Origin of the sequence: Pseudoalteromonas maricaloris, from assembly GCF_024746855.1 — a bacterium.
Taxonomy (GTDB): domain Bacteria; phylum Pseudomonadota; class Gammaproteobacteria; order Enterobacterales; family Alteromonadaceae; genus Pseudoalteromonas; species Pseudoalteromonas maricaloris.
The window spans coordinates 2,766,021-2,781,511 of sequence record NZ_CP024625.1; the positions used below are offsets into that span (position 1 = coordinate 2,766,021).

The 15,491-nt window shown below is 44.1% G+C and carries 13 protein-coding genes; 2 read left to right on the forward strand and 11 right to left on the reverse strand.

Going from position 1 to position 15,491, the window contains the following annotated elements; genetic code table 11:
* Window positions 1-89 precede the first annotated feature (89 nt).
* The 7 genes from tyrA to ffh all read right to left on the reverse strand — a co-directional run bounded on the left by tyrA (window position 90) and on the right by ffh (window position 6,644).
* Entirely contained in the window at window positions 90-1,238 is a 1,149-nt protein-coding gene (gene tyrA, locus CTT31_RS12130) for a bifunctional chorismate mutase/prephenate dehydrogenase (RefSeq protein WP_260491347.1), read from the reverse strand.
* A gap of 211 nt (window positions 1,239-1,449) precedes the next feature.
* The gene (gene rplS, locus CTT31_RS12135) at window positions 1,450-1,809 is read right to left on the reverse strand and encodes a 50S ribosomal protein L19 (protein ID WP_017216162.1); all 360 of its coding nucleotides are present in this window, start codon (window positions 1,807-1,809) and stop codon (window positions 1,450-1,452) included.
* Between the two features lie 33 nt (window positions 1,810-1,842).
* Window positions 1,843-2,610, reverse strand: coding sequence for a tRNA (guanosine(37)-N1)-methyltransferase TrmD (trmD, locus tag CTT31_RS12140; RefSeq protein ID WP_010371055.1), 768 nt, complete (start codon window positions 2,608-2,610; stop codon window positions 1,843-1,845).
* On the reverse strand, window positions 2,610-3,143 hold the full coding sequence (gene rimM / locus CTT31_RS12145) for a ribosome maturation factor RimM (protein WP_010371053.1): 534 nt from the start codon (window positions 3,141-3,143) through the stop codon (window positions 2,610-2,612). The genes trmD and rimM overlap by 1 nt, the downstream gene beginning before the upstream one ends.
* A 17-nt stretch (window positions 3,144-3,160) precedes the next feature.
* On the reverse strand, window positions 3,161-3,409 hold the full coding sequence (gene rpsP, locus CTT31_RS12150; protein ID WP_010371051.1) for a 30S ribosomal protein S16: 249 nt from the start codon (window positions 3,407-3,409) through the stop codon (window positions 3,161-3,163).
* 187 nt (window positions 3,410-3,596) lie between these two features.
* On the reverse strand, window positions 3,597-4,820 hold the full coding sequence (locus CTT31_RS12155; RefSeq protein ID WP_260491348.1) for a lipase family protein: 1,224 nt from the start codon (window positions 4,818-4,820) through the stop codon (window positions 3,597-3,599).
* Between the two features lie 444 nt (window positions 4,821-5,264).
* The gene (gene ffh, locus CTT31_RS12160) at window positions 5,265-6,644 is read right to left on the reverse strand and encodes a signal recognition particle protein (protein WP_260491349.1); all 1,380 of its coding nucleotides are present in this window, start codon (window positions 6,642-6,644) and stop codon (window positions 5,265-5,267) included.
* A 207-nt stretch (window positions 6,645-6,851) separates the two neighbouring features.
* Here ffh and CTT31_RS12165 point away from each other — a divergent pair, with 207 nt between their 5' ends.
* Together CTT31_RS12165 and CTT31_RS12170 are read left to right on the forward strand one after the other, a co-directional pair.
* Window positions 6,852-7,658, forward strand: a complete 807-nt coding sequence (locus CTT31_RS12165; RefSeq protein WP_017216167.1) for a cytochrome C assembly family protein — start codon at window positions 6,852-6,854, stop codon at window positions 7,656-7,658.
* A gap of 68 nt (window positions 7,659-7,726) precedes the next feature.
* Window positions 7,727-8,989, forward strand: coding sequence for an HlyC/CorC family transporter (locus tag CTT31_RS12170; RefSeq protein WP_010606684.1), 1,263 nt, complete (start codon window positions 7,727-7,729; stop codon window positions 8,987-8,989).
* Between the two features lie 410 nt (window positions 8,990-9,399).
* Here CTT31_RS12170 and CTT31_RS12175 read toward each other — a convergent pair whose 3' ends face one another.
* The 4 genes from CTT31_RS12175 to clpB form a co-directional block, all read right to left on the reverse strand.
* Window positions 9,400-10,008 carry a transglycosylase SLT domain-containing protein gene (locus CTT31_RS12175; protein WP_010606683.1) on the reverse strand — a complete coding sequence of 203 codons (609 nt, stop codon included), beginning with the start codon at window positions 10,006-10,008 and terminating at the stop codon, window positions 9,400-9,402.
* Window positions 10,009-10,138: 130 nt separating this feature from the next.
* Entirely contained in the window at window positions 10,139-11,716 is a 1,578-nt protein-coding gene (gene gshA, locus CTT31_RS12180; protein ID WP_260491350.1) for a glutamate--cysteine ligase, read from the reverse strand.
* Window positions 11,717-11,844: 128 nt separating this feature from the next.
* Window positions 11,845-12,780 (reverse strand): NADP-dependent oxidoreductase, encoded by a 936-nt coding sequence (locus CTT31_RS12185; RefSeq protein ID WP_260491351.1) that lies wholly within the window; start codon window positions 12,778-12,780, stop codon window positions 11,845-11,847.
* A gap of 128 nt (window positions 12,781-12,908) precedes the next feature.
* Complete coding sequence (gene clpB / locus CTT31_RS12190) at window positions 12,909-15,482, reverse strand: ATP-dependent chaperone ClpB (RefSeq protein WP_010606680.1); 2,574 nt, start codon at window positions 15,480-15,482, stop codon at window positions 12,909-12,911.
* Window positions 15,483-15,491: the final 9 nt, after the last annotated feature.

The following is a 15,491-nucleotide window of genomic DNA, read 5'->3' on the forward strand; positions in this document are numbered from 1 at the left end:
ATAAATGGCGACCTACGTAAAATCGTGGCGTAAAGCCACTCCCACAACACTATTTGCACTGTGATGCAGTAGGCATATCTAGATAGACGCTAAATACTTTCCTCATAATCCAACACTTTAGCGTCATTGGCTTTGTTAAGCAGGCCTCGGCTTTGTGATAGGAAGTGTTTCGCACTTTCTGAGAAATAATGTTTGGCTTGTGAGAAAGATTGCATTAGACCTTCTTTATCGCCTTGTTGTAGCTTGGCCAATGTCTGCTCAAAGGTATCTTGATAGCTTGCCAATAACCCTTCTACATCATTAAATTGCGCGAGCATAATATCTGAATAAAGTTCAGGGGATTGCGCAAATAGTCGCCCAACCATCATCAGCTCTAATTGGTAGATAGGCGATGAGCAGCTTCTTAGCTCTTTTAATGAATGGCACTGTTTAGATAAAAACTGACCATATACAAACGTAGTTAAGTGGCGCATCACCTGAATGATCTGCATGGATTGGTCGTGTTTTTTAGCATCCATCGGTACTAACTGGCTGCCCCAGATCTTTAGTTGCTTGATTAATCCTTCACATTGCTTTGGCATACGTCCTTCGCACACCACAACAGTTTGCTTAACCCAATGAGATATATCTGGACCAAACATAGGGTGTAGACCGACCACAGGGCCGTTGTGCTTGTTCATTAGTACTTTGAGCGGGGCTTGCTTCACAGAGGTAATATCAGCAAGAATACAGTCATCAGGCAGCGTTGGTAGCGCATTAACAACCTGCTCAAAGGCATTGATAGGAACGCTCACCAATACTAACTTAGCATCACTCAGTAGCTCAGTAGCCTGTGATTGATTGTCTTTGTCTAAAATGCGTACCTCGTAGCCTGAGCGCCTAAACTGTTTCGCAAACAATTTACCCATGGCACCTTGGCCGCCGACAATAACGACCGGCGACATTTTTGGTGCAGCACAGGCGAGTTCACTTTGCTGGTTTTCGTAGGCTTCTCGCATCATACGACGCAGAATATCTTCGACTAAATCAGGGTTTACCCCTTTGGCATCAGCTTCTGCGCGCCGGGCTTTGATCAACTCAGCTTCGCGCTTCGGCACGTGTAGCGGTGCGCCCTTTTGCTGTTTTATTTTTCCAACCTGCTCGGTCAATGCTTTGCGCTTTGCAAGTAGCGCGACAAGCTCGCTATCGCAATCATCTATTGCAACGCGTATTGCTTCTAAATCGTTATCCCCATTCATGATGTAAACTTATATATACAGTAGTAAATTAAATAATACACCGAGTCTAACAAGAAGTACGCCGCTTTAAAAGTAAGCAACCATGAAAATATCGTGACAAGACGCCTGAGATGTCAGTGAGTATTCACAGAATGGAAATAATGAGAGGGATAAAACCAAAACAGGCCGCATAAAGCGGCCTGTTTTATCTGCATTTGATAAATGCGACGTATTAGTTAAGTTTCTCTTTAATACGTGCAGATTTACCAGAACGCTCACGTAGGTAGTAAAGCTTAGCGCGACGAACCGCACCACGACGCTTAACTGCTACGCTGCTGATAAGAGGGCTGTGCGTTTGGAATACACGCTCAACACCTTCACCGCTTGAAATCTTACGAACAGTGAAAGATGAGTGTAGACCACGGTTACGCTTAGCGATTACAACACCTTCAAAGGCCTGTAGACGCTCTTTGTTACCTTCTTTTACGCGTACCTGTACAACTACTGTATCACCAGCGCCGAACGCAGGTACGTCTTGCTTAAGCTGTTCAGCTTCAAGCTCTTTAATAATATTTTGGTTTACTTTTGCCATTTTATTTCTCACATTCCTAGGTGTAACTGTCTTCTAGCCACAAGCTTGGCCATTCTCTTGCTGAAATTCAGCAAGTAATGCCGCCTGCTCCTCAGTCAGAGCTAGGTTACGCAACAAGTCAGGACGACGTTGCCAAGTTCTACCCAAAGACTGCTTTAAGCGCCATTTGGCTATTTCTTGGTGGTTTCCGCTGAGTAATACAGCAGGCACCTGTTTATCATCCAATGTTTCCGGCCGGGTATAATGAGGACAATCTAACAAGCCATCCGAAAATGAATCTTGTTCAGCTGATTGGTTGTGACCTAGTACGCCAGGCACTAATCGTGCAACTGCATCGATTAATGTCATGGCAGGTAACTCACCACCGCTCAGTATAAAATCGCCGATGGACCACTCTTCGTCTATATAAGACTCGATGATCCGCTCATCAATACCTTCATAACGACCCGCTACTAAAATCAACTTTTCAGAGTGCGCCAATTCAGTCGCACCTTGTTGATCTAGCTTTCGCCCTTGAGGGGACATATAAATTACTTTAGCGCCTTCTCCTGCTGCCGCTTTGGCATCAAGAATAGCTTTTTTGAGAGGCTCAACCATCATTAACATTCCCGGGCCACCACCATAAGGGCGGTCATCCACGGTTCTATGTTTATCAGTGGCGTAGTCTCTCGGGTTCCAACAATTAAACTCAATCAAGCCGTTTTTCACAGCTCGACCCGTTACGCCTTGCTGAGTTATCGCATCAAACATGTCAGGAAAAAGTGAAACTACTCCAACCCATAGCTTTTGCTGATCGCTCATTAAAACGCTGGATCCCAATCTACCGTAATTTTTCTCTCGTCATGATTAATATCCGAAATAACAGAGTCTGTTAAGAATGGAATTAATCTTTCCGATTGGCCAAATGCATCTTTTTTGTTTGCTTTCACAACCAAAACGTCATTTGAACCAGTCTCCATCAAGTCATCAACTATGCCTAAGTCGTAACCTTTATCGGTTACTACTGACATGCCGATGAGATCTCGCCAATAAAACTCCCCTTCAGGTAATTCAGGAAGCTGCTCAGCATAAACAGCGATTTCAGCATTGGTATAAGCCACTGCTTCGTCTCTGTCGTTTACCTGTGCAAATTTAGCGATATATCCCTTGTTGTGACGACGCCAGTCGCTCACTTCAAGGTTTTGCCATTTACCTTGTTGCCCTATCAACCATGGGCTGAAATCGAAGATCCCTTGGGGATCGTCAGTAAATGAATGCACCTTAAGCCAACCCTTGATGCCATAAGGAGCACCAAGCTTACCAACAACGATTGTCGAGGTTTTACTTTGACTCATGGTTACACTTACGCCTATTAAGCCGCTTTACGAGCGTCTTTAACCAGCTTCGCAACACGATCTGAAAGAGCTGCACCTTGACCTACCCAGTGATCAACACGAGATAAATCTAAACGTACTTTTTCTTCCTGACCTGCAGCGATAGGGTTAAAGAAACCTACCTTCTCGATGAAACGACCGTCACGCGAGAAACGGCTATCCGCAACCACGATTTGATAGAATGGACGCTTTTTAGCGCCGCCACGTTGCAAACGAATAGTTACCATACCGTCCTCTACATAGATTGACTGTTTTCATTAATAAGTTTGTACTTCCCATTACGGGAAGCTCGGGCATTTTACGCATTTTTCAGCGCAATGCAAGTTCGAATTAGATAAATGCCCAACAGCGACGCGATTGTCACCCTTGAGCGCCTTGATAATAAACTAAAATGTGGCGTAGAAACGAATTCAGTTATTCCATTGGTTGCTGTAGCTTATCCATTTCTGCAATCAAAGTTTTTATCGCCTTCTGCTGCCCTTCAGCCGTGCTAACATCTCCTAATAAAGGTAATGTAGAGGACGTTGCTTCAACCTCAAGCTTACCGTGAACTCGTTCCCCCATACTCTCTATCGTTTGCTTGAGCTGCTCTCCAATTGCGGGCTCACTGAGTAGATGCTGTAGCCCTGCTTGCTGCGCAGGTATGGGGATTTGAAAATACTCTAGATAGCTGTTTACATGTTGATATGCAGCTTGCTGTAAGAAATTCACAAAGTCAGAATTCTCTGAACTAATGATACTGCTATTGAGCTGTCCTGCAAATGGAGGGTCACTTGGTGCTAGTTGCGTGTAGTTTGTACGATTGGCAAGTTCTTTTGCAAAATCAATTAAACCATCAACAATCCGGCTTGAAATTTCACTTCCATAAATTGTCTTAATCTCCTCCAAGCTACTTTCAGCCCACGCATGAGGAACGATATCTAAACTATTTGCAAAGCGCACACTCACCGCTTTATCGTCTGATAGGCTGCCATTTGGAAGCTGCTGATTAGAATGAGCGGCAAAGACATCGTTGCCCGCTGTTGGGCCAGCCGTACCCATCGTTTTGACAGTGGCGTTACACGCCGGATCCCACAGTAGTGCTTTACCTTGCAGATCTCGCAGCATCAAGGCGACAGTGGGAGCAAGCGCACCACCTTTGCTATGCCCCGCGACCGTAATGCCACAAGGCGACTTAGCCGTATCGCGTAAAAAGTGCATTAAAGGGATACCGCTACCTGGGACATTCCCCTGCGGGATCATAACATTCAGCATCGCTAAACCTAATGCCGTAGCCGCTGAAATTTCGGCCCCTTTAACATTGGGGGCGAAAATCCAAGGGGTTGTGATGGCAACATTAAAGTCTTGGAAAATCCAATCAAATAATGATTTACCATTAGTACCTGCTATTGCTACTATATACTGATCAGTTCCACTCACCCGTGCAACGTACATCGTGTTAAATGCCTCACCATTGGGCATCATTTGAGCATGAGGTCCCCATACTATGTCGACATCAATAAATGGTATTTCTTTTAATGAGTTGGAGATGGTGTGGTACAGAGACTCATCGCTGGCGCCTGGATTTTTAGAACCAGCATTTGCGAATATCTCCACGGCAAAAACGAGTTTTTCAATATCTGTTGGTTGATTTGACATGACTTGCTCCTTGTAGTGATAGACCACAAGCGCACACATAAAACGATAGACTTTTAGAATACTCACTATCGACAATCGCTGTTGTCGTAATACGCAGTGTAAGTCAACACTACCTGCCGCCGCTGTCGGTCTGCTTCATAAATGTAGAAAGAAACTCACGGGTGGCACTATTCTGCCACTGAACGCCACTCATTATAGCTCGATGGTTAACTGAGCTAAAACGACAGATTGAGGCTAGTCCAACGACTGATGAGTGTCAAAAATATTTGGTACTTAGATTAAGTATGTTAGAAAAACAAAAAGGAGGGAGTTAAACGACCTCACGGCGACTACAGCATAGGTTTACATCAGCCGTGGTCGAGAGCAAATTGAAAAGGCCAATGACAAAATCACTGGCCTCTTAAAACCGTCAACCAATTTTAGGATGGGATATTTTTGTTTGATTTAGAACTTAGGCCCACCGCCACCGAACATGCCCGGCGGCATCATGCCTTTCATATTCTTCATCATTTTCATCATGCCGCCTTTGCCTTTCATCTTCTTCATCATCTTCTGCATTTGGGTAAATTGCTTCAGCAACTTATTAATGTCTTGTACTTGCGTACCAGAACCCGCAGCGATACGCTTTTTACGCGAGCCTTTGATGATTTCAGGACGTGCACGCTCTTTTGGCGTCATTGAGCTTATGATAGCTTCCATTTGGTTAAAGGTCTTATCATTTACTTGACCTTTTACCGCATCCGGCAAGTTCGACATACCAGGCAGCTTTTCCATCATCGACATCATACCGCCCATGTTTTTCATCTGGCGCAGCTGCTCAGCAAAATCTTCCAGTGTAAAACCGTCGCCTTTAAAGACTTTCTCAGCCACTTTTTGGGCTTTGTCTTTATCGACTTTCATTTCGACTTCTTCAATAAGCGACAGTACGTCGCCCATACCTAGAATTCGAGATGCAACACGGTCAGGGTGGAATGGCTCTAAGGCATCGGTTCTTTCACCCACACCGATAAACTTAATGGGTTTACCAGTAATATGACGAATAGACAACGCCGCACCACCGCGCGCATCACCGTCCGTCTTGGTTAAGATAACACCGCTGAGTGGCAGCGCTTCATCGAATGCTTTTGCTGTATTTGCAGCATCCTGACCTGTCATTGAGTCAACGACAAATAAGGTTTCAATTGGATTAATCGCCGCGTGTAAATCTTTGATTTCGTCCATCATGTCTGCATCTACGTGCAAACGACCTGCGGTATCCACAAGTACCACATCAATGAACTTTTTCTTCGCGTGAGAAATAGCACCCGTTGCAATATCTACTGGCTTTTGTGAAATATCACTGGGGAAGAACTCAACGTCAACTTCTGCTGCTAACGTTTCAAGCTGTTTGATAGCCGCAGGACGATAAACGTCAGCACTCACCACCAACACAGATTTCTTTTTGCGCTCTTTAAGGAATTTAGCTAGCTTACCAACGCTGGTGGTTTTACCCGCACCTTGAAGACCGGCCATCATCACAACAGCTGGCGGCTGCGCGTTTAGGTTCAGCTCTTCGTTGGCCTCACCCATCGACCTTTCAAGTTCTTCACGAACAATCTTGATGAAAACCTGGCCTGGGCTCAGACTCTTTGTGACTTCTACACCAACCGCGCGTTCTTTTACTTGTTTTACAAAGTCGCGCACAACTGGCAAGGCAACGTCAGCCTCAAGCAATGCCATGCGTACTTCACGGAGTGTTTCTTTAATATTGTCTTCAGTTAGTCGACCACGGCCACTGATGTTTTTAAGCGTTTTTCCTAAACGCTCTTGGAGGTTTTCAAACATGTATCGGTTCCAAAATCTCGAAATTGTCGGGCATTATACTGATATGCGAGCCACTAATACAGTATTCAAGCCGATTGTTCTGCTTTTTACGCTTTCGTTGAACGAAAATAAGAATAAGTTAACGGATTGAAATAAAACCCTATGCAAGCGGATAGGCTTTAAATACAATAGCTAAAAAAGGAAAGCAAAAATTAGGCACTTATTTTTATGTTGATTATTAGCTTGTCATTAATCGCCTGTCTCTTTTACATCATGGCCACCAGCCATGTTTTATCGCGCTTATTTGACAAACAAGGTCCAGATCAAAAGAAAACCTTAATATTAAGCACCGTCGCCATTTTAACTCATATGCTAGTATTGGTGAATTCAGTGTTTACGCATCAAGGACAAGATCTCAGTACCGTCAACGTTGCCTTGTTAACCTGTTGGGTTATCGTTGTTTCTGTAACGACCGTATCTTTACGCTTCCCTGCAACATTATTGCTACCCGTGGTGTATGGCTTCGCGGCTATTTTGTTATTAGCAAGCCTATTTATTCCACACCACATTATTATGCATACGATAAATATAGATGTTGGCCTCGTTTTACATATTTCACTTTCTTTGTTGGCTTACTGCGTACTTATCATCGCCACGCTCTACGCCATTCAATTTATGTTTATTGATAAACGTCTAAAACAGCGGGATTTGGCGATTATGACGAGCCATCTACCGCCACTTATGCAAGTGGAAAGGCAGCTTTATCAACTGTTATTTGTAGGCACAGGTTTATTAACGCTGGCATTGGCATCCGGTTTTTACTTTTTAGACGGTATGTTCGCCAAAGAGACTATTCACAAAACCATTTTATCTATCGTTGCATGGCTTATTTATGTCGTCGTCGCCTTTGGGCATAAGCAGTTCGGCTGGCGCGGTAAGTCTGTGGTGATTTCAATCATAGCGGCTTCTGGCATCGTGACTTTAGGTTACTTTGGTAGTCGCTTTATACAAGAAGTGATTTTAGGCAGGTTTTAAACTTTAACTTGACTATCGTAACTCACTAACGCTTAATACTCTTTCGTAAGTAAAAAAGGGATCCACTGTTGGAAGACATATCGACCAGCGCCTTGTTTATCATACTCGGCGTGCTCATTTTGATGTCGGCTTATTTTTCTAGTTCAGAAACCGGTATCATGTCAATCAACCGTATTCGTCTACGCCATCTTGAAAAAGAGAATCACCGTGGTGCGAAGCGTGTAAGTAACCTCCTTAACCGTCCTGATAGACTGATTGGTCTGATCCTGATCGGAAATAACCTCGTCAATATTGCCGCTGCACAAGTTGCAACCATCATTGGATTACGCCTGTATGGCGATATGGGTATCGCAGTAGCTACTTTTGGCCTCACACTCGTGGTCCTTATCTTCGCTGAAGTTACACCTAAGACTCTCGCAGCTTTATACCCTGAGAAAGTCGCGTTTCCAAGCTCTGTTATCCTAAAAGTGTTGTTGAAGGTCTTGTTTCCTTTGGTTGTTGCGACCAACTGGATCACCAATGGTATGTTACGTTTGGTCGGGATCACACCACAAGAGATTGAGGAGCACAGCCTAAGTAAAGAAGAATTAAAAACCGTGGTAAATGAGTCAAGCGCTATGTTGCCCTCAAACCACCAAAACATGCTCACTTCTATCTTAGACCTGGATCACGTGACCGTAGAAGACATTATGATCCCACGCAGTGAAATCAATGCGATAGATATCAATGACGAGTGGAAAGATATTGCTCGCCAGCTCACGAATGCGCAGCACACCCGAGTGCTACTTTACCGTGACCAAATTGATGATGCGGTTGGTTTTATTCACGCTCGTGATGCGCTACGCCTACTGACAAAAGAGCAGTTTGATAAGCCGTCACTACTGCGTGCGGTAAGAGAGATTTACTATGTACCAGAGAATACCTCGCTCAATACACAGCTGATCAAATTCCAAGAAGCCAAAGAGCGTATTGGTCTTGTTGTTGACGAGTATGGTGACATTCAAGGTCTGGTTACACTTGAAGATATTCTTGAAGAAGTCGTAGGTGACTTTACCACCACGCAGACGCGCGCGCCGAGCGAAGACGTAAACATGCAGCGAGATGGCTCAGTTATGGTTGACGGCAGTGTAAACGTGCGTGACTTAAATAAAGAAATGAGTTGGGACTTACCTACCGAAGGTCCTAAAACCCTGAGCGGCCTGATTGTTGAACACCTTGAAGATATTCCAGATGCGCCTCTTGGCTTAACGATTTCTGGTTATAAGATGGAAGTCATTGAGATCAAAGAAAACATGATCAAGATGGTGAAAATTTCTTCTAATACCAATTAGCTTAATTAAGTGGTCTATTTTGAGGCAAGAAAATCTTGTCGATAACAAGGCAAAAATTTTACTATTTAACCTGAGGTTTGGATAAGGAATGTTCCAACTCATTGTTGCTAAAGCACAACTTAGTTTTCTCCTTGTCTAGCCAGAGAGTTTTAGGGAAAACAAGGCGAATTCACTTCCAATAGCTGGCTATTGGAAGTGAAATCAACGCAGTTAGCGCTAAAGCTGGCTGCTAGAAAGGCATTAATTATCCGCAGCTCAGGTTATTTAGTTGTTCTAAGTGAGAAATTTTTAACGCAGTTAGCGTCAGATTTGATCCTTCAAATTGAGCAAGCATTAAGTCTAATTGGTATAACTCTTAAGTAAGTAAAACTAAACTCAATTGCGGTGTTGAAAGTAACACCGCAATTTACTCAAGAAAAAATTCTCTCGAACCAGTTCTTATCTAAATCATCTTCACAGCGTTTAAGTTGAACGGCATAGCGCGCAGCACGATGCTTTACCTTATTTGCGACTTGCATTAACCATTTCTTATTTTTATAAGTACCACGACGATAACCGCCCCAGCCTTCATGATAATTGAGGTATTGTGCGTAAGCGTCCCATTTAGACACGCCGTTTACCTTGTGAGTTTTGTATACGAACCAAGCCATAAAGTCGATGGCGTCTTCAAAGTCATCGCGATCTGCACCTGAGTTTCCAGTTTCACGAATATAATCAGACCAGGTCGGAGTTTTGGCTTGAGAGTAGCCATAAGCAGAGCTCACTCTGCCAACAGGAATAAACCACAGGAAATACTCCATAGGCGGAGCCGCATCATGCCGAAAAGAACTTTCTTGATACATCATGCTCATCAGTACATGCTTTGGTGAGCCCCACTTTTCTTGAGCATCACGAGCGTCATAGTACCAATCTTCTTTTTCCTCAAAAATCTTACAAATATCATGAGGTTGTTTAGGTGGTGCAGTAGCACATCCGGATAAAACAGCGACGAGGCTAATTAAAATTAATTTTTTTTGCATTTTTTTCGAAACCTAATGAACTTTTACAATTTGCATTGGTCTGAACTTATGAATGCAGCAGTTTAGCATTGTTTCATCCCTGAAATTTATTTGCGCAGCCTTATGGCTGCGCTTTTTTATGCCTTGTGCATTATGCCCTTGAAAAATAATCGTCAAGGAAAGCCGTGAAGTCTACCGTATCCGCAGCTCTAACCGCAGCCTCATCTTCGAAAGACTGACGTGCAAATGACTTCAGCGTATCTTCATCGTAATAACCGTATTTGATATCTTGATGAAGTTGCTTATATTTTTTCGCAAGTTCAATGCCCATTGAGCCTTGTTCTAAGGTACGACTCTTCAGTTGAGATAGCAACTGCCCAGAAAAAGTAAGTGCAGGTGTTTCAATTGACAACATTAATTTTTCCACTGTTGCCACATAAACTGATTTTTCGGTACTCGCATCTAACATTTTTGCGACTTTGAGTAAGTCTGTAAAAATCTCTGTGCCCCACTGCTTCACACTCACAGGCTCACCCGCTTTACTCAGTTCAAGTGCTGTGCAGCGACCTTGGTTAACCACCTGATGTAAATTCTTACCAGCGAGCTTCTGCGCTTCAAACGAAAGCTCAGGGCTTGGCTTTAGCAAACAATAGGTTAAGAACACATCGAGGAAGTGGATTTGCTCAAGACTGACACCGGTATGCTCGAATGGGTTAACATCCAGCGCACGAATTTCGATATATTCGATACCACCACGTTCAAGTGCCTGAGTCGGCGTTTCACCAGACTTGGCATTGCGCTTTGGTCTAATTGGCGAGTAGAACTCATTTTCAATTTGTAAAATGTTGCGATTCAGCTGTTTTGGATCTGCTGCTCGATAATCTGGAATTTCATGATATAAGTCGGAGCGACAACGAATGGCTTGTCGCAAGCCCGCAATATATTCATCCAGATCGTTATACATCACCTTAAGCGAGCTTTGTGCGCTATTGGTATAACCTAAATCACCCAGTCTAAGCGCCGTGCCATATTCAAGGTAGATGGAGCCATTTTCTAGTTTACTAAATGGCAAGTCGCTCTTTTTGCCTTGCAAAAATGACGGACAAAGCGCAGGAGATGCACCAAACAGGTAGCTTATCAGCCACATTTCACGTTTGAAATTACGAATTAGGCCTAAATACTGCTGGGAGATAAATGATTGTTGAGGGTTATCATCTTCAGACATCACTTGCAGACTTTGCCAAACGGACTCTGGAAACGAAATATTGAAGTGCACACCCGCAATGGCCTGCATCATGCTGCCATAACGGTTTTTTAGCCCTTCACGATATAGCGTTTTCATTTTGCCGATATTAGAAGTGCCAAACTGCGCTAGGACGATATCTTCTTCGTCCTCAATAAAGCATGGCATCGACAAAGGCCACAGTAACTCATCACCCATATTCGCCAAAGTAAACTTCTGTAGATCAGAAAGTTGCGCTAATGTCTCTTGTGGGTCTTCACTCACAGGGGTGATAAATTCGAGTAGCGACTCAGAAAAATCAGTGGTGATATGACCATTGGTCAGTGCGTGGCCCGTCTTTTCTGGATGCGGTGTTTTCGCTATTTTTCCCGACCCTTGGATCCGCAATGCCTCACGTTCGATACCTCTTTTGATACCTTTGAAAACGCCGCGATGCGCGCCGTTAGACAATAAGTCCAGCTTAGTGTTTAAGTCTAATTGTTTCAAAAATTCTTCCTCGAACCTACAGGCCAATTTCAAGTTTATGGGGTCGAAACCAAATTATACCAAGTGTATTCATTAAATGAGTGATTTAAACCGAGCAATCAATTTAAATATGGCTACTTTTAGTACACTTAGGCCTTAATAATAACTTTGCCAACATGCTTACCACTTTCCATACAGTGGTGAGCCTGCGCAATATCCGCCATCGCAAAGTAATGACTTACATTTATGCTGATTTTGCCAGCTTGGTACGCCTGATACAAATATTTAAGATCGCCTAAATTACTCGCAACCAACATCCCCTCAGCCCTTATACCCCTTGTCGTGGCTCGCTCACAGACGATTTCTTTGGTGACGCTGGGAATAGTCACTAGGTGCGAATCCGGCTTCATCGAGTCGACACACTGTAATGCAATATCGCCACCAATTAAGTCCAGTAAATCGCACTCAACTTGGTGCTGATAAAATTCGTTATAACTAATGGCCGTTACCTTGAGCTTCGACAGCAATTCGTGCTCAGGGCGGGTCGAGACAGCGATGACTTTTCGCCCTTGGAGCTGTGCTAGTTGAATTGCTAAATGCCCCACGCCACCAGTTGGTGCCAATACATAGAGTGGACGATTATGATTCGAAAATTTATCTAGCGCTTGTTTTGCCGTAAGACCCGCAAGACAAAGACCTGCAATATCTGGATTTTCTTGCAAAGAAATCTTGATGAGCTCTGACTCAAGCGCCACCACATAATCACTATAGGTTCCGGGGTTACTTGCAAACCCAATCATACCGATGACAAGGTCGCCTACTTTAAATTGATTATCTGGGCCATAAACCTCAACCACCTCACCATACAGATCATATCCGAGCGGCAAAAAGGCATCTGCGCTTTTTTGCGCTGCAACATAACCAAGGCCTTGTCTGGTTTTCACTTCAATAGGATTTATGCTGGTACTGTTTACTTTTATGCGCACTAGGCCTGAAGTAAGTGCTGGCAAAGAAATGGTGGTACTACACAGCTGATTGCTATCACCAAATTCGTAGATACCGTAAGTGGTTGAGTTATTTATCATATGTGGCGTTCTTAGAAGACAGTTTGTTATCTTTGTAGAATACGCGAAAGGGTAAGGAGTTTGAAGAAATTTACAGTATGTGAAGGAAAAACGCTCTTACAGTATGACTGTAAGAGCGTTTAGCTACATTAGTGATTGAACACTATCTGGTCGTCGACAACCTCGACTTTAATGGTATCGCCAGTCACAAACTTACCTTGTAACAAGTCCTGCGCCAACGGGTTTTCAATGTATTGTTGCACGGCTCGTTTTAGAGGACGGGCACCATATACAGGATCAAATCCGCTTGCAGCGATTTTATCAAGCGCGGCGTCACTGAGCTCAAGCGCAAAGCCTTTTTCAGTTAAGCGTTTACTCAATCTGTCTAATTGAATACTCGCAATTTCTTTAATATGTTCATTGATAAGCGGGTGGAACACCACAGTTTCATCAATGCGGTTAATAAATTCAGGTCTAAACTGACTAGCGAGCACAGCCATAACGCGCTCCTTGAGTGTCGCGTAGTCGTTATTTCCTGCTTGCTCTTGAATGACATCCGACCCTAAATTCGAGGTCATGATGATCACCGCGTTTTTAAAATCAACCGTGCGACCTTGACCATCAGTCAAGCGACCATCGTCCAAGACCTGCAATAAGATGTTAAATACATCTGGATGCGCCTTTTCCACTTCATCAAGTAAAATCACAGAATAAGGACGACGCCTTACCGCTTCTGTCAAATAGCCACCTTCTTCGTAGCCGACATAACCAGGAGGTGCACCAACCAAGCGCGCAACTGAGTGTTTTTCCATAAACTCGGACATATCAATGCGCACCATGGCATCTTCCGTATCAAACATAAAGTTGGCTAACGCTTTGGTCAGCTCCGTTTTACCAACCCCTGTTGGACCTAAGAACAAGAACGAACCAATTGGGCGATTTGGGTCTGCAAGCCCAGCTCGTGAGCGACGGATAGCGTTGGCAACCGCATTAACGGCTTCGTCTTGCCCAATCACTTTTTTATGGAGCTCGTCTTCCATTTGCAGTAACTTTTCACGCTCACCTTGAAGCATTTTTGCTACCGGGATCCCAGTCCAGCGAGATAAAATTTCTGCAATTTCATCTTCACCAACCTGATTTTTTAAAAGGCTCATTTCCTGCATTTCAGCCTGAGAAGCAAGGTCTAGCTTTCGCTCAAGCTCAGGGATCCGACCGTATTGTAGTTCGGACATACGTTGCAAATCACTTGCTCGACGCGCGACTTCTAGATCTAAACGCGCTTGCTCAAGCTCAGCCTTAATCACTTGTGTGCCTTGTAGTGAGGCTTTTTCGGCATTCCACACTTCATCAAGCTCTCGATACTCAGCTTCTAATTCATTGATGAGCGTTTGCATCTCAGTACGACGCTTTTGACTCGCTTCATCTTTCTCTTTTGCCAGCGCGTTATCTTCCAATTTTAGTTGGATAATACGGCGCTCTAGTCTGTCTAATTGCTCCGGCTTTGAGTCAATTTGCAGCCGAATTGAAGACCCTGCTTCGTCTATCAAATCGATAGCTTTATCTGGAAGCTGCCGATCTGAGATATAACGATGTGATAAATTAGCCGCAGCGACAATCGCAGGATCGGTAATATCCACCGAGTGGTGCAATTCGTAACGCTCTTTTAAGCCACGTAGGATCGCGATGGTGTCCTCTACGGTTGGCTCTGCAACAAATACTTTTTGGAAACGACGCTCAAGTGCCGCGTCCTTTTCAATATACTGACGATACTCATCAAGCGTGGTCGCCCCTACACAGTGAAGCTCACCACGTGCAAGTGCGGGTTTTAGCATGTTGCCCGCATCCATCGCACCGTCGGTTTTACCCGCCCCTACCATGGTATGGATTTCATCAATAAAGAGAATAACTTGGCCTTCTTCTTTAGCCAGCTCGTTTAATACCGACTTTAGGCGCTCTTCAAATTCACCACGGTATTTGGCTCCCGCCACCAATGCTCCCATATCTAGCGATAGTACGCGCTTACTTTTCAAGCCTTCAGGAACTTCACCGTTGATAATACGCTGCGCGAGCCCCTCAACGATGGCGGTTTTACCAACGCCCGGTTCACCGATAAGTACAGGGTTGTTTTTAGTACGGCGCTGTAGTACTTGAATAGTGCGGCGGATTTCGTCGTCACGACCAATAACCGGATCAAGCTTGCCTTGCTCAGCACGCTCAGTGAGATCGATGGTAAATTTCTCAAGAGCTTGGCGAGTGTCTTCGGCATTAGGGTCATCCACTTTTTGACCCCCTCGAATAGCCTTAATGGCTTGCTCGATCTTTGGCTGGGTGATGTTAAGCGCTTTGAAAATCTCGCCTAATGGGCCTTTATCTTCGCACGCAGCAAAAACAAATAACTCGCTGGAGATATATTTATCTTTACGCTTTTGTGCATATTTATCACACAGATTGATCAGTGAAATAAGGTTATTTGAAAGCTGTACATCACCACCTACACCTTCTACTTTAAATAGCTTTTCAATGGCTTGTGACAACTTAGTATTAAGCTCGTCGGCGCTCACACCTGCTTGTGCTAATAATGCGCGCACACTCGAGCCGCTCTGTTGGAGCAAAGCATACATTAAATGAACAGGTTCAATAAATTGGTGATCGCGCCCAAGCGCTAATGACTGCGCATCGGAAAGCGCAGCTTGGAATTTGCTTGTAAATCTATCTAAACGCATGATTTATTT

Excerpts from the sequence above, each read along its gene's own strand:
- tyrA (WP_260491347.1), bottom strand. The coding sequence starts at position 1,238 with ATGAATGGGGATAACGATTTAGAAGCAATACGCGTTGCAATAGATGAT.
- rplS (WP_017216162.1), bottom strand. The coding sequence starts at position 1,809 with ATGGCAAAAGTAAACCAAAATATTATTAAAGAGCTTGAAGCTGAACAG.
- trmD (WP_010371055.1), bottom strand. The coding sequence starts at position 2,610 with ATGAGCGATCAGCAAAAGCTATGGGTTGGAGTAGTTTCACTTTTTCCT.
- rimM (WP_010371053.1), bottom strand. The coding sequence starts at position 3,143 with ATGAGTCAAAGTAAAACCTCGACAATCGTTGTTGGTAAGCTTGGTGCT.
- rpsP (WP_010371051.1), bottom strand. The coding sequence starts at position 3,409 with ATGGTAACTATTCGTTTGCAACGTGGCGGCGCTAAAAAGCGTCCATTC.
- CTT31_RS12155 (WP_260491348.1), bottom strand. The coding sequence starts at position 4,820 with ATGTCAAATCAACCAACAGATATTGAAAAACTCGTTTTTGCCGTGGAG.
- ffh (WP_260491349.1), bottom strand. The coding sequence starts at position 6,644 with ATGTTTGAAAACCTCCAAGAGCGTTTAGGAAAAACGCTTAAAAACATC.
- CTT31_RS12165 (WP_017216167.1), top strand. The coding sequence starts at position 6,852 with ATGTTGATTATTAGCTTGTCATTAATCGCCTGTCTCTTTTACATCATG.
- CTT31_RS12175 (WP_010606683.1), bottom strand. The coding sequence starts at position 10,008 with ATGCAAAAAAAATTAATTTTAATTAGCCTCGTCGCTGTTTTATCCGGA.
- CTT31_RS12185 (WP_260491351.1), bottom strand. The coding sequence starts at position 12,780 with ATGATAAATAACTCAACCACTTACGGTATCTACGAATTTGGTGATAGC.
- clpB (WP_010606680.1), bottom strand. The coding sequence starts at position 15,482 with ATGCGTTTAGATAGATTTACAAGCAAATTCCAAGCTGCGCTTTCCGAT.